This window comes from Flavobacterium aeripolare (assembly GCF_013294025.1).
Classification (GTDB): domain Bacteria; phylum Bacteroidota; class Bacteroidia; order Flavobacteriales; family Flavobacteriaceae; genus Flavobacterium.
Window position 1 is genome coordinate 347,827 of sequence record NZ_JABSNL010000001.1, and the last position, 20,466, is coordinate 368,292.

At 34.7% G+C, this 20,466-nt stretch carries 18 protein-coding genes and 1 riboswitch; of the genes, 4 read left to right on the top strand and 14 right to left on the bottom strand.

Going from position 1 to position 20,466, the window contains the following annotated elements; translation table 11 throughout:
- Window positions 1–2: 2 nt before the first annotated feature.
- The 12 genes from HNQ00_RS01525 to HNQ00_RS01580 all read right to left on the bottom strand — a co-directional run bounded on the left by HNQ00_RS01525 (window position 3) and on the right by HNQ00_RS01580 (window position 12,829).
- On the bottom strand, window positions 3–2,030 hold the full coding sequence (locus tag HNQ00_RS01525) for a hypothetical protein (protein WP_173836393.1): 2,028 nt from the start codon (window positions 2,028–2,030) through the stop codon (window positions 3–5).
- Window positions 2,031–2,103: 73 nt separating this feature from the next.
- The gene (gene fabG / locus HNQ00_RS01530) at window positions 2,104–2,850 is read right to left on the bottom strand and encodes a 3-oxoacyl-[acyl-carrier-protein] reductase (RefSeq protein WP_173836395.1); all 747 of its coding nucleotides are present in this window, start codon (window positions 2,848–2,850) and stop codon (window positions 2,104–2,106) included.
- Between the two features lie 186 nt (window positions 2,851–3,036).
- Window positions 3,037–4,359 (bottom strand): Na+/H+ antiporter NhaC family protein, encoded by a 1,323-nt coding sequence (locus HNQ00_RS01535; protein ID WP_173836397.1) that lies wholly within the window; start codon window positions 4,357–4,359, stop codon window positions 3,037–3,039.
- Window positions 4,360–4,416: 57 nt separating this feature from the next.
- Window positions 4,417–4,513, bottom strand: a riboswitch (SAM-I-IV-variant riboswitch).
- A gap of 114 nt (window positions 4,514–4,627) precedes the next feature.
- Window positions 4,628–5,050, bottom strand: a complete 423-nt coding sequence (locus tag HNQ00_RS01540; protein WP_173836399.1) for a hypothetical protein — start codon at window positions 5,048–5,050, stop codon at window positions 4,628–4,630.
- A gap of 214 nt (window positions 5,051–5,264) precedes the next feature.
- Window positions 5,265–6,137: a succinate--CoA ligase subunit alpha gene (sucD, locus tag HNQ00_RS01545; RefSeq protein WP_173836401.1), complete on the bottom strand. Its 873-nt coding sequence runs from the start codon at window positions 6,135–6,137 to the stop codon at window positions 5,265–5,267.
- 86 nt (window positions 6,138–6,223) lie between these two features.
- Entirely contained in the window at window positions 6,224–6,586 is a 363-nt protein-coding gene (locus HNQ00_RS01550; protein WP_173836403.1) for a nuclear transport factor 2-like protein, read from the bottom strand.
- Window position 6,587: 1 nt separating this feature from the next.
- Entirely contained in the window at window positions 6,588–7,517 is a 930-nt protein-coding gene (locus tag HNQ00_RS01555; protein ID WP_173836405.1) for a UDP-3-O-(3-hydroxymyristoyl)glucosamine N-acyltransferase, read from the bottom strand.
- Window positions 7,518–7,528: 11 nt separating this feature from the next.
- On the bottom strand, window positions 7,529–8,095 hold the full coding sequence (gene efp / locus HNQ00_RS01560) for an elongation factor P (protein ID WP_173836407.1): 567 nt from the start codon (window positions 8,093–8,095) through the stop codon (window positions 7,529–7,531).
- A 99-nt stretch (window positions 8,096–8,194) separates the two neighbouring features.
- On the bottom strand, window positions 8,195–8,980 hold the full coding sequence (lpxA, locus tag HNQ00_RS01565; protein WP_173836409.1) for an acyl-ACP--UDP-N-acetylglucosamine O-acyltransferase: 786 nt from the start codon (window positions 8,978–8,980) through the stop codon (window positions 8,195–8,197).
- 72 nt (window positions 8,981–9,052) lie between these two features.
- Window positions 9,053–10,441, bottom strand: a complete 1,389-nt coding sequence (locus tag HNQ00_RS01570; protein WP_173836411.1) for a bifunctional UDP-3-O-[3-hydroxymyristoyl] N-acetylglucosamine deacetylase/3-hydroxyacyl-ACP dehydratase — start codon at window positions 10,439–10,441, stop codon at window positions 9,053–9,055.
- Window positions 10,434–11,477, bottom strand: a complete 1,044-nt coding sequence (gene lpxD / locus HNQ00_RS01575) for a UDP-3-O-(3-hydroxymyristoyl)glucosamine N-acyltransferase (RefSeq protein ID WP_173836413.1) — start codon at window positions 11,475–11,477, stop codon at window positions 10,434–10,436. Before lpxD ends, HNQ00_RS01570 begins: the two co-directional genes overlap by 8 nt.
- Before the next feature lie 122 nt (window positions 11,478–11,599).
- Window positions 11,600–12,829: an HD domain-containing protein gene (locus HNQ00_RS01580; RefSeq protein ID WP_173836415.1), complete on the bottom strand. Its 1,230-nt coding sequence runs from the start codon at window positions 12,827–12,829 to the stop codon at window positions 11,600–11,602.
- Between the two features lie 201 nt (window positions 12,830–13,030).
- On the opposite strand from HNQ00_RS01580, the gene HNQ00_RS01585 reads away from it, so the two are divergent.
- Genes HNQ00_RS01585 through HNQ00_RS01600 form a run of 4 tightly spaced genes read left to right on the top strand, consistent with a single transcriptional unit; the run spans window position 13,031 to window position 19,264 of the window.
- Window positions 13,031–13,540 (top strand): GbsR/MarR family transcriptional regulator, encoded by a 510-nt coding sequence (locus HNQ00_RS01585; RefSeq protein WP_173836417.1) that lies wholly within the window; start codon window positions 13,031–13,033, stop codon window positions 13,538–13,540.
- Between the two features lie 22 nt (window positions 13,541–13,562).
- The gene (locus HNQ00_RS01590) at window positions 13,563–14,669 is read left to right on the top strand and encodes an efflux RND transporter periplasmic adaptor subunit (protein ID WP_173836419.1); all 1,107 of its coding nucleotides are present in this window, start codon (window positions 13,563–13,565) and stop codon (window positions 14,667–14,669) included.
- A 37-nt stretch (window positions 14,670–14,706) separates the two neighbouring features.
- Complete coding sequence (locus HNQ00_RS01595; RefSeq protein WP_173836421.1) at window positions 14,707–17,874, top strand: efflux RND transporter permease subunit; 3,168 nt, start codon at window positions 14,707–14,709, stop codon at window positions 17,872–17,874.
- Window positions 17,864–19,264, top strand: coding sequence for an efflux transporter outer membrane subunit (locus HNQ00_RS01600; protein ID WP_173836423.1), 1,401 nt, complete (start codon window positions 17,864–17,866; stop codon window positions 19,262–19,264). Before HNQ00_RS01595 ends, HNQ00_RS01600 begins: the two co-directional genes overlap by 11 nt.
- Window positions 19,265–19,588: 324 nt before the next feature.
- On the opposite strand, the gene HNQ00_RS01605 is transcribed toward HNQ00_RS01600, so the two are convergent.
- Together HNQ00_RS01605 and HNQ00_RS01610 are read right to left on the bottom strand one after the other, a co-directional pair.
- A complete protein-coding gene (locus HNQ00_RS01605; protein ID WP_173836425.1) occupies window positions 19,589–20,116 on the bottom strand; it encodes a hypothetical protein in 528 nt (175 codons plus the stop codon).
- 175 nt (window positions 20,117–20,291) lie between these two features.
- Complete coding sequence (locus HNQ00_RS01610; RefSeq protein WP_173836427.1) at window positions 20,292–20,435, bottom strand: hypothetical protein; 144 nt, start codon at window positions 20,433–20,435, stop codon at window positions 20,292–20,294.
- Window positions 20,436–20,466 lie beyond the last annotated feature (31 nt).

Here is a 20,466-nt window from a genome sequence, read left to right on the forward strand (position 1 = left end):
TTCTATAGTAAACCGTTGTATTTTCTACAGAACCATTCTAAACTTAATGCAAGTCCGATACCCACTAATAACCAATACCAATCGATCAAAGGTACTTTCTTAAATTGCTCTTTTTGAACTGTTTTGTAACTCTCGTCTTTAAGTAGAGTTTGCACTAATTGTTCAAGCTGATCTGGGTAAAAAGCAGCAGCATGAGTAGCTATGGCAAGACGCTGTAGTTTTTCGGCATCAGGGTTTACTGCTTGCTTTTCTATATCAAAGTGCAATACTTCAAATTGATTTGTAAAAGAAACTTTGGATTTTGTCTCACGCACTGTAAATTGATACGTCCCTGCCTCTAGCCCATCTAATGAAACTTTATAATCACTAGCACTTTTTAAAAACTCATAATTACGCGTTTTTTTTGTGCTTAAATTTATTACAGTGATGGTTAAAATAGCATTCTCATCAAATTCATAATTCTTATCAAAATACTGTGCACTAATAGTAATAGCGTCAGAGGAGTTATAGCTGTTCTCAAAATTTACAACTAGTGATTTTTTTCTATTATTCGAACTCATAAATTGTATAATCTTATCTATAAAAAGATCATACTGCGTATACGAATCAGAATTCACATGACTCTGCATGCGCCATTTCCAGCTATTTTCTCCTAATAAATATCCTGTACGTTGTTTGTTGTTATCTGCAAAAGCAAGTAGCGGTGCATTTGTTTGCATTCCTCTTACTTTTGAACTCATTAAAACAGAAACATAGGGAGCAACAGTTACTTTTCCGTAATTATTTTCTAAAGGAGGAAAATTTTCAAAACCAATATCTTCGGTTGAAAAATAAGGAAATTCTTTATTGAAAGAAGCCTGATAGTCTTCAAGCTGCGAACTCATTTTAAACGCTAAATCCTTCTGCTGTTCGTCTAAAAATTTATAATCTGTAGCTGTTCCTGTTATTATAAAAGAATTTACTCCCGCTTTTTTATTCAAATTAAAAACTTCTTTAAAAGAAGCATTAGGTTGGTAATAGACAAGAACTTGGTATTTACTCAAGTCTATTTTATTTTTTGGATCTAAGACTACAACTTCTCTCTGTTCATTAGATTCAATCGCGTGCTTTATAGCGCCTAGATCAGGATGATTCATAGTACTAATTAATGCCACAACTGATTTTTGATCAATCACATCTACTGCAAAACTTTGACTGTTGTTATCTGTGTTGACTTCTTTATTTGAACTGCTTACGCGCGCAGTGTAAATAACTGTACCCAATTTAGTAGCAGGCAAATTAGTAGTTACTATCGCGGTATTATTTGAGGGCGTCAGTAATAGAGACTGCTTAAATACTTGCTCTTTTCCGCTAGATATAGAAAAGGAAGCATTTACATTTTCAGTACCACTGTAAGATATAAAAACTTCAACCGGAAACTTATTCTTGAGATACGCATATTTATTAGCATTGATTTGGTTAATCTTCAAATCAAATACTTTTGTCGTATCTCCCACAATTACCGGAAAAACCTTATTTGTAGGTTGAAATGCAAATTCATAATCGGTACCCGTCGTTTGGTTTCCATCGGTAATCAGTACGGTGGCAAATTTTGAATTGCGATTGCTATTTTCTAAATTCTTAGCAACGTTACCTATATTTGACTGCTTTCCAGCAAAAGAAAATTTCTCTGAAGCTTTAAAATTACTATCAAACTGATAACTTTGAATTGTAAATTTTTCTGTTAAATCTTTATTCGAAACAAGTTTTTGGTACAGTTCATTAACTTGAGTGGTTGCTTTTAAATCTTTTATCGAACTAGAATTATCGACCGCTATGGCTAGAACAGGCTTTTCATTAATGACGATACTGCTCGTAATCTTGGGATTAATCAGTAGTAAGAAAATAAAAAGCAAGCTTAAAAACCGCAAAAAAGCCAAAAACAAATGCAATTTAGATTTGTTTTTGGCTTTATAATAATATTGAAAAAATGACAAACCTCCTGCAACTAATAATGAAAGAATAACTAATAGTACGGTGTTTAAAGTCATGTAATTTTTATTTCCTTTAAAAATATGAAAATTTAAGAATCTTTAAATCTTTTAATCAATAAATTTTTAAATTTTAAGTAAGCATTCCACCATCAACGTTCAATACTTGACCAGTGATGTATGCGCTCATATCTGAAGCTAAGAATAAACAAGCGTTAGCAACATCTTCAGTTGTACCACCGCGTTTTAAAGGAATTCCATCTCTCCATCCTTGTACAACATCATCATTCAATTTTGCTGTCATTTCAGTTTCGATAAAACCAGGTGCGATGGCATTGCAACGTATGTTACGCGAACCTAATTCTAAGGCTACTGATTTAGTGAATCCTATAACTCCCGCCTTTGAAGCAGCGTAATTAGTTTGACCTGCGTTTCCTTTTACTCCCACCACACTACTCATGTTAATGATCGATCCAGCACGCTTTTTTAAGAATGTTCGTTGAATAGCTTTAGTCATATTAAAAACCGACTTTAAATTCACGTCGATTACTTTGTCAAAATCTTCTTCAGACATACGCATTAGCAAATTGTCCTTAGTTATCCCAGCATTATTAATTAAAATATCCACTGTTCCAAACTCAGCAATTACGGCATCTACCATCGTTTGCGCTTCATTAAAGTCTGCAGCATTAGATTGATACCCTTTGGCTTTGATTCCCATAGCCGTAAGTTCCGCTTCTAAAGCTACCGCAGATTCTACAGATGAGCTGTAAGTAAAGGCAACATTTGCACCATGCTTAGCAAAAACCTCTGCAATTCCTTTTCCAATTCCGCGACTTGCGCCTGTTATGATGGCAACTTTTCCTTCTAGTAATTTCATATTCAAAAATTAGTTTATTTTTTATTTAGAGCTATTCCTGCTATCCATTGCAATCTTTTATATTTTTAAGAAAAAATATAAAAGGATTTCCATTTCTATCAGGGCTAAAAACGACTTGTCAAATATATACTTTTTCCTTTTTTAAAAAAAATTTACATCTCATTTAGAAAAAATAGAATCACTTTTTTAAATTTTGAAAATCTTGCTTACTAAACGGTCCCAGAATGCACTATAAATAGCAATAAGCGTAAATACTAACAAGAATAAGTGATACCAAGCATTAGATATCAAATCAAAAAAGTCTAGTTTTCCTGCAGCAAAGCTTAAAATCAATAAAACTTGCGCTCCATAAGGCAATATACCTTGAACAATACATGAAAATATATCTAAAATAGCTGCTGTTTTTTTAGGACTTAAATTGTACTCATCATTTATTTCTTTAGCAATAGGACCCGTAATTACAATAGAAACGGTATTATTTGCAATAGCTAGATTAGCAAAACCTACAAGAGCTCCGATACCTGCTTGTGCCGATTTTTGACTTTTAATTCGTTTTTTAATCTGGACTAACAAGTACGTAATCCCTCCTGCTTGGTCCACCATAGCAGCTAAACCACCGGTTAACATAGAAAGCAAGAAAATCTCTGTCATTCCCGTAAAGCCTTCATATATTTTTTGAGTAAATTCCATAAAGGTAAATGATCCACCTACATATCCTATAATCCCTGCTAATACAGTACCTATTACTAAGGTTGAGAAAACGTTTACTCCTATTAATGCTAATATGATTACGAGTAAATAAGGAACGATAGCGATCCATGAAAAATCAGTTTTGGCGATATCAACCGTAACAATTTCAGAGTTAAGACCTAGATAAAAGAAAACCAGGATCGTCACGATAGCCGCTGGAAAAGCAATAAAAAGGTTAATTTTAAACTTATCCTTAAGTTCGCAACCTAGTGACTGCGTCGCCGCAATAGTCGTATCAGATATCATAGATAGGTTATCCCCTAACATTGATCCTCCTAGTAAAGCTCCAGATATAAGTGGTAACGAAGCCCCACTTTTATCAGCAAGCGAGACTGCAATAGGACCTATAGCCACAATTGCACCTACAGAAGTACCCGTAGCCGTAGAAAGGAAAGCAGCTATTAAAAAAATACCCAAAGGAAAATAAGCTACATCAATTGTATTAATCCCTAAACTTACCACGGCATCTACTCCGCCCATGGCTTTACTCACAACTGCAAAGGCTCCAGCAAGTAAATAGATAATACACATGGTCATAATTTTGCTTTCACCACAACCCGCAATTAAAGTAGCCACTTTATCATCGGTGCTGGTTTTGTAAAGTAAAAAGGCAGCGATTATACCCACTAGTACTGCCACTGGTGAAGGGAATGCGTAAAAATCATCCAGCACAATTCCTGCGCCTAGAAAAGTAAAAATAAAAACAAATAGCGGAATCAAAGCAAATGGATTCCCAGTATTTTTTGAAAATGTAGACATAGATATATTTTAATAAGTTAAAATTATCAAGACAAACAAAGCTAAAAAATGGGAATGTAAAACAACATTTTTTCCAAAGGATTTGGCTTATCGTTTTAGCACCTTGCTCGTTGTTGCAGGTTGCTATCTCATTTAGAGATTCGTGATAACGGCTGCAAAAGTAATTATTATTTCTTTAAATCAATAAAATAGCAATATTTTTTTGCAAAAAAAAAAGCATTACCAAAGTAATGCTTTTTAAAATATTATATTTTATGAGAAAGAATGCTTAAAAAGCCACATTCCATCTTGGTAATTTTCCATTTTCATCTAAGAAGTTTTGTAAAACTTGTCCTTCTACTGCAGTAGGGATTCCTTTTACTTCTTCAGTGAAAGTCTCGTACCATACTACTTCTAATGTAGTAATGTTTTCGATTTTCATTTGTGCTGGCCAAGAATATTTTCTTCCTGTTTTTGCAAATTGATGACCGTTAACGATTTTTTCAAAAAGTCCACCGTTTTTTATTTTTAAAGTTCCATCATTTTGTACCGTTCCAGTAGAACCTACCATGATTAACTCTTTTTTGTCAGCTACATCGTATACTAAAAATACTCCACTCCCGTCAGAAGCATTACATTTTTCCTCTAAACTCTCGTCTACAGTTAATGAAAATTGGTTGCTACTTTTAAATTTCTCTAATTCTTTATACATACTTTATTATTTATTATCTAATTTCTCTTTACAAATAAGGATTAGCAATTAATAAAAAAGCACTTATTCATAAATTTGTATTTGATGCAAACAATCAAAAAAGGGAAAGTTCAGTTATTTCAAATACGGTGCAAAGGTATTTCTTTAATTTTGTATTATAATAAAAAAGCCCCACAAATGTGAGGCTAATTTTATTTTTATTTTGAGATAGTGATTATCCTAAAACTTCTTTAACTTTTTTACCAATTTCAGCTGGAGAATCTACAACGTGTATTCCACATTCTCTCATGATTTGTTTTTTGGCTTCTGCAGTATCATCAGTTCCACCTACAATTGCACCTGCGTGACCCATTGTACGTCCTGCTGGAGCAGTAACTCCCGCGATGAAACCTACAACTGGTTTACGGTTACCATCAGCTTTAATCCAGTGAGCAGCATCTGCTTCTAGTTGTCCACCAATTTCACCTATCATTACGATACATTCTGTTTCTGGATCGTTCATTAACAATTCAACAGCTTCTTTAGTTGTAGTTCCAATAATTGGGTCTCCACCAATACCAATTGCAGTAGTGATTCCTAATCCTTGTTTTACTACTTGGTCAGCAGCTTCGTATGTTAAAGTACCTGATTTAGATACAATTCCTACTGTTCCTTTTTTGAAAACGAAACCTGGCATAATACCAACTTTAGCTTCACCTGGAGTAATGATACCAGGACAGTTAGGTCCTATTAATCTAGCATTTCTTTCTTTAACGTAAGCATTAGCTTTGATCATATCAGCAACTGGAATACCTTCAGTAATCGCGATGATTACTTTGATACCTGCATCAGCAGCTTCCATGATTGCATCAGCAGCAAAAGCAGGTGGTACAAAAATAATAGTTGTATCAGCACCAGCTTGATCTACAGCGTCTTTTACAGTGTTAAAAACAGGACGTTCTAAGTGAGTAGTCCCCCCTTTTCCTGGAGTTACACCACCAACAACGTTAGTTCCGTACTCAATCATTTGAGAAGCATGGAAAGTTCCTTCACTTCCTGTAAATCCTTGAACAATTATTTTGGAATCTTTATTAACTAAAACACTCATGATATATATTTTATGTGATTTTTAAAAATTGTGTTGCAAAAGTAAGGTTTTGAAATTATTTTGAGCGCATTTATTATCAAAATAAATTAAGATAATTGACTCATTTGGTACCCTCGGTATAATTTACCGTCTTTGAGTTGCCAAATTGCCATAAAATGTGCTAAAAGCATTTCTTCCCTTGGATTTTCAATTGTTTTTACAAAATGAGAATAACGTACCGATACGCTATCATCTTCTGTTACAATATGACTTACACGCACTTTAGAGCGCACATAAGCTTTACCTAATTCTGCTGCAATGTCGAGTATTCCTTGAAAATCAAGCTGTACAAATCCCTTACTGCTATTCCAATCCAAAACAATTTCTGGATGTAGAAAATCCTTCATGACTGCACTGTCAATTAAGGCATCAGACTTATAAAAACTTTGAATAATTTCTTTTGAAGACATATTATTTTAATTTCGTTAGAATTTCTGGTATTTTCTTAATATTGGCCAATTGCTTTAATTTCTCTCTTGATTCTTCAATTGGAGTTCCAAAATACGTTTTACCGCCTTCTACTGATTTAGTAACTCCGGTTTGTCCTAGAATCACTGCTTTCTCACCTATGGTGATCCCGCTAGTTGTACCTACTTGACCCCAAATTGTTACTTCATCTTCGATTATAACACAACCCGCTATTCCAGTTTGTGAGGCAATCAAACATTTTTTTCCTATTACCGTATCATGACCTACATGTACTTGGTTGTCAATCTTTGTACCTGCTCCAATGGTTGTATCACCCGTTACCCCTTTGTCTATTGTACAAAGTGCACCAATGCCTACATTATCTTTGATAACCACACGTCCTACAGAAACCAATTGATCAAAACCTTCTGCTCTTTTTTTATAATAAAAAGCGTCGGCTCCAAGAACTGATCCTGCATGGATAATAACATTATCACCTATAACAGTATGGTCATAAATAGCCACGTTAGGATAAATCAAACAGTTTTTACCAATAGTAACATTATTTCCAATGAATACATTTGGTTGGATAATCGTCCCCTCACCTATTTTAGCCGTTTGTGCAATAGCAGTAGTAGCTTTTTCAAAAGGCTTAAAGTGCTGTGTTAAAGTATTAAAATCTCTAAATGGATCCTCAGAAATAAGCAATGCTTTTCCTTCAGGACAAGCTACCACCTTATTAATTAAAATAACAGATGCTGCCGAGTTTAATGCTTTATCATAATACTTAGGATGATCTACAAAGACAATATCTCCCTTCTCAACCACATGAATTTCGTTCATTCCTGTAATTGAAAAAAGAGCATCGCCCACATAATCACAATTGATTATGCTAGCGATTTCCTTTAAAGATTGGGTATTTGAAAATTTCATATACTAATCAATTATTCCTTAACGCGCTCCATGTAGTTTCCAGAAGCCGTGTCAATTTTGATTTTGTCCCCTTCATTAATAAACAAAGGAACGTTGATTTGAGCACCAGTTTCTACCGTAGCAGATTTTGTAGCGTTTGTAGCCGTGTTTCCTTTAACACCTGGCTCAGCATAAGTCACTTCAAGTACAACAGAAGCTGGCATATCTACAGAAAGAGGTAAATCAGTCTCTGTATTAATACTTACCATAACGCTTTCACCTTCTTTTAATAAATCTGGTGAGTCAAGGATATTTTTATTCAATGAGATTTGCTCAAAAGACTCTGTATTCATGAAATGAAATTCATCTCCTTCAGGATACAAAAATTGAAATTTATGGTTTTCAACACGAACTTCCTCAATTTTGTGACCAGCAGAAAAAGTGTTATCTAAAACTTTTCCGTTACTTAAACTTCTTAGTTTAGTTCTAACAAATGCAGGTCCTTTTCCAGGCTTCACGTGTAAAAATTCAATAATTTTGTAAATATCGTTATTGTACTTAATACACAATCCGTTTTTAATGTCTGATGTTGATGCCATTATTTTTTATTTTGGCTACCACTTTCCGTCGTAGCAATTTATATTAATTTTTATGTTTTATTACACAACTCAATTGCTGCACAATTTGGAGATTATTAATTAATAATTCCCAGTATATCCCTTCATTACACCACGAGACGAATTTCTAATAAAATCAATGATTTCATCGCGTTCTGGAGTTGCTTCCATCTCTGCTTCGATAATTCCTAATGCTTGTGTAACGTTATAATTTTTTTGGTACAAAATTCTATAAATCTCTTGAATTTCTTTAATCTTCTCAGATGTAAATCCTCTTCTTCTAAGTCCTACAGAGTTAATCCCTACATAAGACAAAGGCTCTTTTGCTGCTTTTGTAAATGGCGGAACGTCTTTTCTAACTAAAGATCCTCCAGAAACCATAGCGTGATCTCCTACACTAATGAACTGATGAATTGCTGCCAATCCTCCAATTACTGCATGATTTCCTATCGTTACGTGACCACCTAGTAATACACCGTTTACAATAATTGCATTGTTTCCTACATGGCAATCGTGTGCAATATGTGCAGCAGCCATGATTAAACAATTGTTACCTATCAATGTTTGCCCTGATGCAACCGTACCCCTATTTATGGTAACGCACTCTCTAATGGTACAGTTATCCCCTATTATTGCCAACGATTCCTCACCACCAAATTTTAAATCTTGTGGTACTGCCGAAATTACTGCTCCTGGAAATATATTGCAGTTCTTTCCAATTCGGGCACCTTCCATAATGGTGACATTCGATCCTATCCATGTTCCGTCACCTATTACCACATTATTGTGAATAGTTGTAAAAGGTTCGATAACTACATTTTTGGCGATTTTTGCGCCAGGATGAACATATGCTAAAGGTTGATTCATCTGCTTTTTTTTATGTTTGCATTAATTATAAAAAGTGAGCTAATATACTGCTCACTTATTTACAATCCTATTTTATTGTTTTTTGGCAATTTGAGCCATTAATTCTGCTTCTGCAACTAATTTACCGTTAGCATATGCATTTGCTTGCATGTGACAGATCCCTCTTCTAATAGGAGTAATCAAATCACATTTAAAAATTAAAGTATCTCCAGGCAATACTTTATGCTTGAATTTTACATTATCAATTTTCATGAAATAAGTCAAGTAATTCTCAGGATCTGGTACGGTGCTTAGTACTAAGATTCCTCCTGTTTGAGCCATAGCTTCAACAATTAAAACCCCTGGCATTACTGGCGCTTCTGGAAAATGACCTACAAAGAAATTCTCATTCATTGTAACATTCTTCATTCCCACAACATGCGTTTCTGACATTTCGATAATTCTATCAATCAATAAAAATGGTGGTCTGTGAGGCAATACCGCCATAATTTTATGAATATCCATTAACGGCTCTAAATTCAAGTCGTAAACAGGCACATAATTGCGTTGTTCGATTTTTATAATTTTAGCCATTTTTTTAGCAAACTGTGTGTTTACAAAATGACCTGGTTTATTTGCAATAATCTTACCTTGGATTTTAGTACCTATCAAAGCTAGATCTCCTAAAACATCAAGTAACTTATGTCTTGCTGCTTCATTAGGATAGTGCAATGTAAGATTGTCTAAAATACCATTAGGTTTTACATTGATATCATCCTTACCAAAAGCAACTTTTAAGTTTTGCATTGTAGTTTCAGAAATCTCTTTATCAACATAAACAATAGCGTTATTTAAATCACCACCTTTAATTAATCCGTTATCTAATAATGCTTCTAGTTCATGTAAAAAACTAAAAGTTCTAGAACTAGCGATCTCTTGTTTAAAGTCGGCTAGGCTCTTTAAATTTGCATTTTGAGTTCCTAAAATTTTAGTCCCAAAATCAACCATTGTAGTAACAGAGTACGAATCACTAGGCATCACTAGTATTTCGCTTCCAGATGCTTCATCTGTATACGAAATCACTTCTTTAACCACATAAACATTACGTTTACCATTTTGCTCTTCGATACCAGCATTTTCAAGTGCTTCAACAAAATATTTAGATGAACCGTCCATAATAGGAAGTTCAGAAGCGTTTAATTCGATAATCACATTATCTAAATCACAACCTACTAAAGCTGCTAAAACATGCTCAGGAGTTTGAATTTTAACGCCTAACTTCTCTAAATTAGTTCCTCTTTGTGTGTTTACTACGTAGTTAGCATCAGCTTCTACCACTGGCTGCCCTTCTAGATCAACTCTAACAAATGTAAAACCATTATTTATAGGAGCTGGTTTAAAAGTCATCTTAACTTCCTTACCAGTATGGAGTCCAACACCCGTTAGTGAGACTTCGGTTTTGATGGTCTTCTGTTTAACCATTGTTTGCTTTTTTTTGGTTTAATATTTGTTTTTTTAACTCTTCTAATTCGTTTACAAGTTTTGGTAAGTTCCTAAAATGAACATACGACTTACTATAGTCGCTGTATCCAAATGACGGACTTCCTTGCAGTATTTCATTATCTTTGATGTTCTTACCTACACCAGCTTGCGCCTGTATGCGAACATTATCTCCTATTGTTAAGTGACCCACGATACCTACTTGGCCACCTATCATTCCGTTTTTACCTATTTTAGTAGAACCCGCAATACCTGTTTGCGCAGCAATTACTGTATTCTCACCAATCTCCACATTGTGTGCTACTTGAATTTGATTGTCAAGCTTAACCCCTTTTCTAATGATAGTCGACCCCATGGTGGCTCTATCTATTGTGGTACACGAACCTATATCAACATTATCTTCTATGATAACGTTCCCTATTTGAGGGATTTTTTTATAACTTCCATCTGCAACGGGAGCAAAACCAAATCCATCTGCGCCTATAATAGCACCAGAGTGAATAGTACAGTTATTCCCTATTACAGTATCTGAATATATTTTTGCACCAGCAAAAATAGTGACATTATTTCCAATTTTAACGTCATCTCCAATAAAACAATTTGGATATATTTTTACATCATCTCCTAGAACGACTCTAGAACCAACATAACTGAAACTACCAAAATATAAATTAGCACCATACTTTGCATCTTCTGCAATTACTGATGGTTGCTCAATTCCTATCTTTACGCCTTTAGCTTGGTCATAAAATTCCAGCAATTTAGAAAATGACATGTAAGCGTCCTCTACTTTAATTAAGGTAGTGGCAACCTCACCCTCAGGAATAAAAGCTTTATTAACAATTGTTATAGTCGCTTTTGTAGAGTAAATGAAATTGTTGTATTTAGGATTAGAAAGAAAAGTTAATGATCCTTCTTTACCTTCTTCGATTTTTGCTAACTCATGCACTTCAGCTTTTGGGTTACCAATGATTTCTCCTTCTAGTATCCCCGCTATTTGTTCTGCTGTAAATTTCATCTTATTTGATTGTATTTTTAATAGTATAAGATGCGTGATGACCGCAGTTCTCTAAACACATAAAAAAATGATTAACTTTTGATTCGCACAAAAATATAAAAAAATAGATTTTAAATCTTGATTTATACAAGTTGTTTTGGGAAACAAATATAATATTTGGTTACCGCTTTTGATAATGATTTTAAATTCAGCTGATCAGATGACTCTATGACGTCTTCAACAGTACGGTCTTTCTTTAAGATTCGTATGGGTTCGGCCTCTTTGCTGTAGGCTTGATTTTTTATCTTTCCTTTAAATATAAAATAGTCTGTATCGTGTAAACTTATTTTATTTTCAGCTGCAAAACGCTCTTTTAAAGGCTGTAAATCTTCGCTTGGCACTTTTTCATTCGTTAATTTAATTTTTAATAAATCACGATTGATAATCATTTTACTCAATGACGACAAGATAAAATCAGCGTGGTACTGCCATGCTTTTAAGGCACTAATGATATCAAAATCATCTAATCTTGAAAACAATTCTAGAGTAGCGGCATCAAATGCTTCTAAGGTAATTTTGTTTTGTAAAAAAAACAGTAAAGCATCACTGCAAGGCAAAACAGTCCCTTTTAAGGTTAGCTCGCGTGCTCGTTTTAATATTTTTGTCAAAATTAATTCTGCAACTAAGCTTGTTTTGTGTAAATACGCCTGCCAGTACATTAATCGACGGGACATTAAGAATTCTTCTACAGAGTAAATTCCTTTTTCTTCTATTACCAAGACATCATTCTCCACGTTCATCATCTGAATCAAACGTTCAGAATTCACATTTCCTTCTGCAACACCTGAGTAAAAACTATCGCGCTTTAAGTAATCCATTCGATCCATATCTAACTGACTCGAAATCAATTGCAACATGAATAACCTGTGGTATTCTCCTTTAAAAACCTGGATAGCAAGATCTAACTGTCCGTTGAATTTCACGTTGAGCTCATTCATGAATAATAGCGAAATCTCCTCATGATGCACATCTTCAACAATACTGCGTTCCATGGCGTGAGAGAAAGGGCCGTGGCCTATATCGTGTAATAAAATCGCAATGTACAAGGCATTTTCTTCTTCGTCAGAAATACTAATTCCTTTAAAACGCAACACATCAACGGCTTTTTGCATTAAATGCATGCATCCTAGCGCATGATGAAAACGTGTGTGATTTGCCCCTGGATAAACAAGGTAAGAAAGTCCCATTTGAGAGATACGTCGCAATCTTTGAAAATAAGGGTGCTGAATTAGGTCGTATATTAATGCGTTTGGGATGCTAATAAATCCATAAATAGGATCATTAAATATTTTTAGTTTATTTATTTGAGTCACGCTGTGTATCATTTTAGGTCAACAAATATAGGGAAATTAGATTTTACTTAAGAAAGTGTTTTTATTCCTCTTTTTTTCTACTAATCGAATGATTTAAGCAGGGCTTTTTTTCGAATTAAACAACCGTTTAAAATTTAACATAACATTAAGTTCGACTAGTTCGGTGTTTTGCGAACCAATTGTAACTTTGCAAAAAAAAACATGGAAAATACAGCTAAAGAGAGAGAAGAGCTTATTGAAATGTTCGGGATGCATTTTGAATCATTATATCAAGTACCGCCACTGGCAGCAAGAATAATGGGCGTTTTAATTGTAGATGGATGTAAATCAGGATTGACCTTTGAAGCACTAGTTGAAAAACTGTCTGCTAGCAAGAGCTCAATCTCTACTAATTTAAAATTGCTACTGAGCATGGAGAAAGTTTTTTACTTCACTTTATCGGGAGACCGAAAAAAATATTTTAGATCAGCGCGTTTAAGTGATCGTTTGAACAATTACTTAAAGATGATCGAAGCAGAAGGAAAAATAATAAATAGAATGCATGAATATAGAGTCAAAACAGCTTCATGTGTTGAAGAAATAGCCAATTTGAATAATATTGTTTCATATAAAAATCATATTCAGCAAATTGAAAAATCATTTGAACACACCATAGCTGAATTTAAGAAGATCGAAATCCAGAATGACATTAAGCAACAAATAAACAATTAAATAACTAAGTAAATAATCCCAAATGAAAAAGAGATACTTCATTAGCGCAGTGCTACTATCTATAAGTTTGCTATCGTGCAAAAAAGAAAATACAGAAGCTGCTGCCCCTCCTGTGATGCCATACAAAGTGGTGGAATTAGGAAAATCAAGTACCACCTTATTAGCAGAATATCCTGCTAGTTTAGAAGGAATTACCGATATAGATATTAGAGCAAAAGTAGATGGCTATATCGAGAAAATTTATGTTCAAGAAGGACAAGAGGTTAGAAAAGGACAAATATTGTTCAAACTAGAAACTCAAACTGCCAATCAAGAAGCGGCTGCTGCCAAAGCTAAAATTACTGCTGCTCAAGTTGAAGTAAATAGATTGAAACCATTAGTAGATCGCAACATTATAAGTGATGTACAACTAGAAACTGCAAAAGCAAACTTAGCAGGTGTAAAAAGTACCTATCAAGGTATTGTGGCGCGTATTAATTATGCAACAATAAAAAGCCCTGTAAACGGAATCGTAGGTAGCTTACCCTTGCGTTTAGGTAGTTACGTAAGTAGTCAAACTGTAGAGCCGCTAACGCGTATCTCTGACATTAGTACTGTTTATGCGTACTTCTCAGTAAATGAAAAACAGCAGTTAGATATTGTTATGAATGCCGAAGGAAAATCTTTCCAAGACAAAATTAACAAAATGCCAGCTGTGAATTTAGTCCTAAGCAACGGTTCTTTGTATGAAAGCAAAGGAAAAATTGAAACTTTTAGTGGTCAAGCCAATGCACAAACAGGATCATTTAATGTGAGAGCTAGTTTCCCTAACGGTAATAAATTATTGCGCTCAGGAGCAAGCGGTACAGTACAAATCCCGACAGATTTGCAAGATGTAATCATCATTCCTCAAAGTGCAACACTTGAAATGCAAGACAAAAGAATTGCTTTGATCGTTGATAAAGACAATAAAGTAAAAGCAGTGCCTATTGAAGTGCGTCCTATTCCAGGTGGGCGTTTCTACGTGGTTGATAGCGGACTTAATCCTAATGATAAAATGCTTATCGAAGGGGTAGGTATTGTAGCTGAAGGGACCTTGATCAAACCAGAAGTAGTAGATTACCAAGCAACAATTGATCCTACAAAATAATAATTGACAATTCAATCTCTCATATAAATAATCAAATATGTTTCAAAAATTTATAGACAGGCCGGTATTGTCAACGGTGATTTCGATCATCATCCTAATACTAGGAGCTATTGGATTAGTATCTCTTCCAGTATCGCAATACCCAGAAATAGCGCCGCCTACCGTAACAGTAACGGCAAATTATCAAGGAGCAAGTGCCGAGGTGGTAATGAGCTCTGTAGTAATCCCGCTAGAAGAACAAATTAATGGTGTTGAAGACATGACGTACATGACTTCGACTTCTAATAATGATGGTTCTGCTTCGATTAACATTTACTTTAAATTAGGTACAAATGCTGATTTAGCTGCAGTAAACGTTCAAAATAGAGTGTCGCGTGCCACTCCTTTATTACCGCAAGAGGTAACAAAGGCTGGGGTAACAACCTCAAAAAGACAGAGTGATAATATCTTGATTTTCTCATTATACAGTGAAAATCCAGATTATGACATGACGTTTCTTCAAAATTATGCCAACATTAATATCCTACCTAAAATTAAAAGGGTTGCTGGTGTAGGAGAAGCAGTTATTTTTGGTCAAAAAGATTACTCGATGCGTATTTGGCTTAAGCCTGATGTAATGGGTGCTTATGGATTAGTTCCTTCAGATATTACTGCATTGTTAGCAGAACAAAATATCGAAGCGGCTCCAGGATCATTAGGAGAAAACAGCAACCAATCTTTTCAATATACCTTAAAATACAAAGGGCGTTTACAAGAAACAAAGGAATTTGAAGAAATTGTAGTGCGTTCTACACCTAACGGTGAAGTATTAAAGCTAGGTGATGTTGCAAGAATTGAGTTAGGTGCTGTAAACTATTCTAGTAATACACTGACTAACGGAAACCAATCTGTGGCGATTGCCATTGCACAAACTGCTGGTTCAAATGCACAAGAGGTTATTGATAACTCCCTTGCTGTATTAGACAAAGCAGAGGTTAACTTCCCTAAAGGAGTTAAATACACAACCTTAATTAATGCAAATGACTTCCTTAATGAGTCGATTACAAAAGTAATTCACACCCTTATTGAAGCCTTTTTACTAGTATTTGTTGTGGTATTTATCTTCTTGCAAGACTGGAGATCTACGTTGATTCCAGCAATATCAGTACCGGTAGCGATTTTAGGAACATTCTTTTTCTTGAGTGTCTTTGGGTTTACCATCAACTTGTTGACGTTATTCGCCTTAGTACTAGCCGTAGGTATTGTGGTCGATGATGCAATTGTGGTAGTTGAAGCCGTCCATGCAAAAATGGAAGCCGGTGAACACGATCCTAAAAAAGCAGCTCATAGTGCGATGGGTGATATTAGTAGTGCCATTATTTCGATTACCTTAGTGATGTCAGCGGTATTTATTCCGGTTTCGTTTATTAGTGGATCGGCTGGGGTTTTCTACAAACAATTTGGTTTAACACTTGCAGTTGCTATTGTATTGTCGGCAATTAATGCCTTGACTTTGTCTCCTGCTTTGTGTGCAATTTTCTTAAAACCGCATGATAACGCTAAGAAAACGGGATTTTTAGACCGTTTCTATACTGCGTTTAATGCAGGGTTTGACACGACAACTCAAAAATATAAAAAATCAGTTGAGTTCTTTATCAAGCGTAAATGGTTAGCCTTTGTAGGTATTGCTGTTTTTGCTGGAATATTTGTTTTACTATTAAACATTACTCCTAAAGCGTTTGTACCTGGTGAAGATACTGGAGCAATTATTTCTGATGTTTCGCTTCCTCCGGGAACGTCTCTAGAGAATACTGAAAAAGTATTGTTAGAGATCGAAAACAAAGTAAAAGACATTCCTGAGATTAAAGAAATCTTGCGTATTTCTGGTCGTAGTTTGATCAGTGGAACGGGTAGTAATTACGGAATGGTAATTGTAAAATTGAAAACTTGGGACGAACGTAAAGATGCCAACCAAGAAATTTCGATGGTGGTAGGTGAACTGTTCAAGAGATCAGCTGCTGTGAAAAATGCCAAGGTGCTTTTCTTTGCTAGACCTACCCTAGTTGGTTTTGGTTTTGCTAATGGTTTCGAATTTCAATTACAAGATCAAAAAGGGGGTTCTATTCAAGAGTTGAGTGATGTTAACAATAAGTTCTTGGCTGCTTTAAATAGCCGTCCAGAAATTAAATATGCTGCAACTTCATTCTCTCCTAATTACCCACAATACCGCATTGACTTAAATGTGGCTTCGATTAAAAGATCTGGATTGACTGTAACTGATGTTCTTGGAACTATGCAAGGTTATTATGGAGGTGTTTATGCTTCTAACTTTAATAAGTTTGGCAAGCAATACCGTGTGGTTTATCAATCAGAACCAGAGTTTAGAACCAATCCTGAATCGTTGAATAAAATTCTTGTTCGAAATAAAGACGGACAAATGGCTCCTATATCGCAGTTTGTTAGCCTTGTAAAAGTGTTTGGACCGCAAGCAATTGAGCGTTTCAACTTGTTTACTTCGGTGAAAGTTACTGGTGCGCCTAATGATGGTTTTAGTACGGGAGACGCGATTAAAGCAGTTGAAGAAGTAGCTGCTCAAAGTTTACCTCTTGGTTATGGTTATGAATTCTCAGGTTTAACGCGTGAGGAAATTAGTGCCGGTGGTCAAACCTTATATATTTTCATGCTTTGTTTAGTGTTTGTGTATTTCTTACTTGCTGCACAATATGAAAGTTATATGTTGCCGTTTGCAGTATTGATTTCGTTGCCTGTTGGTCTTGCTGGTGCCTATATCTTTGCTTACTTTTTTAATGTAAGTAATAATATCTACCTCCAGATTACACTGATTATGTTGATTGGATTGCTGGCTAAGAATGCCATTTTAATAGTCGAATTCTCCGTTGATGCAAGAAAAAAAGGAATGTCTGTTGCACAAGCTGCCGTTCAAGGTGCTGTTTCTAGATTACGTCCTATTTTGATGACTTCATTTGCCTTCATCTTTGGATTATTACCATTAATGTTAGCACAAGGTGCTGGAGCAGTTGGGAATAAAGCGATTGGAACAGGTGCTATTGGAGGAATGTTGATAGGAACATTACTTGGAGTATTTGTTATTCCAGTATTGTTCATCGTTTTTCAAAACTTGCAAGAACGCATTAGCTCTAAGCCTATTCCTGTAACAAATCACGATGCAGATGTACCACTTTTAGATGAAAAAAATGAAAAATAAAATATATAGAATCGCACTCTTAGGAGTTACCGCAACATTACTGCAGTCCTGCTTTGTTGCTAAAGATTACCAGCGCCCCGAGCTAAAAACAGAAAACTTATACCGCAGTGAAGTAGCGTCATCAGACTCTACTTCACTAGCAAATATCTCATGGGAGAAAATGTTTACTGATCCTTTATTGCAAGGTTATATTGCAAAAGGATTACAAAACAATCTTGACGTGCGTATTGCTATGCAAAATATTGCTGCAGCTCAGGCAACGATGAAGCAAGGTGAGGCGGGCTACTTCCCTACACTATCTGCTTCTAGTGACTGGACGCACAACAAAATTTCTAAAAATAGTCAATCGGGTACTTTTTTACAAAATCTAGATGTAGATCAGTATCAAATATATGGTTCGCTTTCTTGGGAGGCTGATATCTGGGGGAAAATTAGAAGTAATAAGCGTGCTACAAATGCATCGTTTTTTCAATCTACCGCAGTAAAACAAGCCATTCAAACACAATTAATCGCGAATATCGCTTCAACTTATTTCCAACTTTTATCTGTCGATGCACAGATAAAAGTGGCTGAGGAGAGTTTGATCAATCGTAACGAAAGTGTAGAAACCATTCTAGCGCTTAAAAAAGCTGGAAATGTTACTGAAGTTGGTGTAAAACAAACTGAAGCGCAAAAATATGCTACAGAATTAATCATCGCCGATTTAAAGAATAATACTATTATTCTCGAAAACATGATGAGTGCATTACTAGGGGAGCCATCAGGAAAGATTGAACGTGCCACATTTGATGCGCAAAATCCTTTACCTGAAATCACGCTTGGGGTACCTGCGAGCTTATTGCGCAACCGTCCTGACGTTATCGCTGCTGAATACAATTTAATCAGCAACTTTGAAATGACAAACGTAGCAAAAAGTGGATTTTATCCTAGCTTAAAAATTACAGCTTCAGGTGGTTTACAAAGTATTCAATTGAAAGAGTGGTTTAGTGCCAACTCTATTTTTGCTAACGTGATCACAGGTTTAACGCAACCTATCTTTAATCAACGTCAAGTGAAAACAAGATACGAAGTAGCTAAAGCGAATCAAGAAAAAGCGTATTTACAATTTGAGCAATCTTTGCTTACCGCTGGAAAAGAAGTATCAGATGCTTTAGCACAATACAATAACGAAACCTATAAATTTTCAATTCGTCAAAAACAGGCAGACGCTTTAACAAAAGCCGCTTCGTTTTCAGATGAATTATTGACTTACGGTTTAGCAAATTATTTAGAGGTATTGACTTCTAAAAACGACGCTTTGAACGCCAAATTAAGTTTGGTTGACAACAAGTTCCAACAATATAAAGCAGTCATACAATTGTACAGAGCCCTTGGTGGTGGATGGCAGTAGACGTTAATTCTGTACCGGAATTATTTAGGTAATTTTAATTTTGAAAAGCCCTTAAACAGAATTTGTTTAAGGGCTTTTTTTGTGGGTTTGTGGAATTGTAATGATAGAAATTTTAACTCTTAGTGTATCCAAAAGTGGTTATTAATTGTCTAAAATTCTTTTCTCTATCCTTCCAATACAAATATTAGAAAGGTTGTAGCACAAGCAGATATTAGAATATAAGACGCTAGTTCTTTCCTCTATGCATGTATTTTTTCCTTTATAACCATCTTTAAATTTAGCTTACAATCTAAATGTGTTGTAAAGGCTGTAGTGCGTTAGCTTTTATTGGAATTCAAATTGGTCGGTTAATCTAGTTTTACGTTGGTAAACATCATAAATTTTAGCTGTAACCAAAGATGAAAATAATAATAAAGCAATTATCAGTTGATAGGAATACAATGAATTAATAAATTTACCCGATAATTTTATTATAGATATCAACAAGATGTAAGTTACAAAAATCACCATAAAACTTAACCAAGCTAAAATGCATTTCTTATTTAATTTTGAATATCCGTAAGTCAATAAAATCAAGCCCAGTGAAATAATAGCAAAAGAAATTTTTATCACAAAAAAGTATGCAAATAACGGTGCTATTGAAATTATTGACAATATTATTAAAGTAAAAACATATGAGAATCCGTTCTTTACTGTTTTGTCATCTTCTTTTAAGTAATGATTATATATTTCGTTTTTAATTTCACTTTCAGTGTATCCATTTTTCAATAAATATTCTACCGTTTCCTTTTGAGTATAATATTGATTATATTTTTTTTCAATATCTGATTTTAATTCGTTTTCATTTTCCATATACGGTTTTGATGTTTTTGGTTTAAACAATTATATAATTAAGTCAGCTTAATTTTCAGTGTCTCCATTAAACTGACTCACAAAGTTTCACGGCTTCAAGAATTGGCGAACTTCGTGACCGAATATTTTCCGCTTATTTTACCATTTTTGGAAACCGCAGTAATAAGAGGTTTTCTCACATTAAATCTAAATCATCTATGGCATACACTTTATAATCTATTCCGAAATGTTTTGCGTATTTCTTTATTGTTTCATCAAAACCTGCTTTTCTTCTTAGTTTATTGACTTTTTCAGGGTTTTCAATGGGCCAAATTATCATTATTTTTTCTTTTGTTTTACTTAAAACAACT

Bases quoted from the DNA above. Each gene is read 5' to 3' on its own strand.
- HNQ00_RS01525 (WP_173836393.1), bottom strand. From the start codon at position 2,030: ATGACTTTAAACACCGTACTATTAGTTATTCTTTCATTATTAGTTGCA.
- fabG (WP_173836395.1), bottom strand. From the start codon at position 2,850: ATGAAATTACTAGAAGGAAAAGTTGCCATCATAACAGGCGCAAGTCGC.
- HNQ00_RS01535 (WP_173836397.1), bottom strand. From the start codon at position 4,359: ATGTCTACATTTTCAAAAAATACTGGGAATCCATTTGCTTTGATTCCG.
- HNQ00_RS01540 (WP_173836399.1), bottom strand. From the start codon at position 5,050: ATGTATAAAGAATTAGAGAAATTTAAAAGTAGCAACCAATTTTCATTA.
- sucD (WP_173836401.1), bottom strand. From the start codon at position 6,137: ATGAGTGTTTTAGTTAATAAAGATTCCAAAATAATTGTTCAAGGATTT.
- HNQ00_RS01550 (WP_173836403.1), bottom strand. From the start codon at position 6,586: ATGTCTTCAAAAGAAATTATTCAAAGTTTTTATAAGTCTGATGCCTTA.
- HNQ00_RS01555 (WP_173836405.1), bottom strand. From the start codon at position 7,517: ATGAAATTTTCAAATACCCAATCTTTAAAGGAAATCGCTAGCATAATC.
- efp (WP_173836407.1), bottom strand. From the start codon at position 8,095: ATGGCATCAACATCAGACATTAAAAACGGATTGTGTATTAAGTACAAT.
- lpxA (WP_173836409.1), bottom strand. From the start codon at position 8,980: ATGAATCAACCTTTAGCATATGTTCATCCTGGCGCAAAAATCGCCAAA.
- HNQ00_RS01570 (WP_173836411.1), bottom strand. From the start codon at position 10,441: ATGGTTAAACAGAAGACCATCAAAACCGAAGTCTCACTAACGGGTGTT.
- lpxD (WP_173836413.1), bottom strand. From the start codon at position 11,477: ATGAAATTTACAGCAGAACAAATAGCGGGGATACTAGAAGGAGAAATC.
- HNQ00_RS01585 (WP_173836417.1), top strand. From the start codon at position 13,031: ATGGAAAATACAGCTAAAGAGAGAGAAGAGCTTATTGAAATGTTCGGG.
- HNQ00_RS01590 (WP_173836419.1), top strand. From the start codon at position 13,563: ATGAAAAAGAGATACTTCATTAGCGCAGTGCTACTATCTATAAGTTTG.
- HNQ00_RS01595 (WP_173836421.1), top strand. From the start codon at position 14,707: ATGTTTCAAAAATTTATAGACAGGCCGGTATTGTCAACGGTGATTTCG.
- HNQ00_RS01600 (WP_173836423.1), top strand. From the start codon at position 17,864: ATGAAAAATAAAATATATAGAATCGCACTCTTAGGAGTTACCGCAACA.
- HNQ00_RS01605 (WP_173836425.1), bottom strand. From the start codon at position 20,116: ATGGAAAATGAAAACGAATTAAAATCAGATATTGAAAAAAAATATAAT.
- HNQ00_RS01610 (WP_173836427.1), bottom strand. From the start codon at position 20,435: ATGATAATTTGGCCCATTGAAAACCCTGAAAAAGTCAATAAACTAAGA.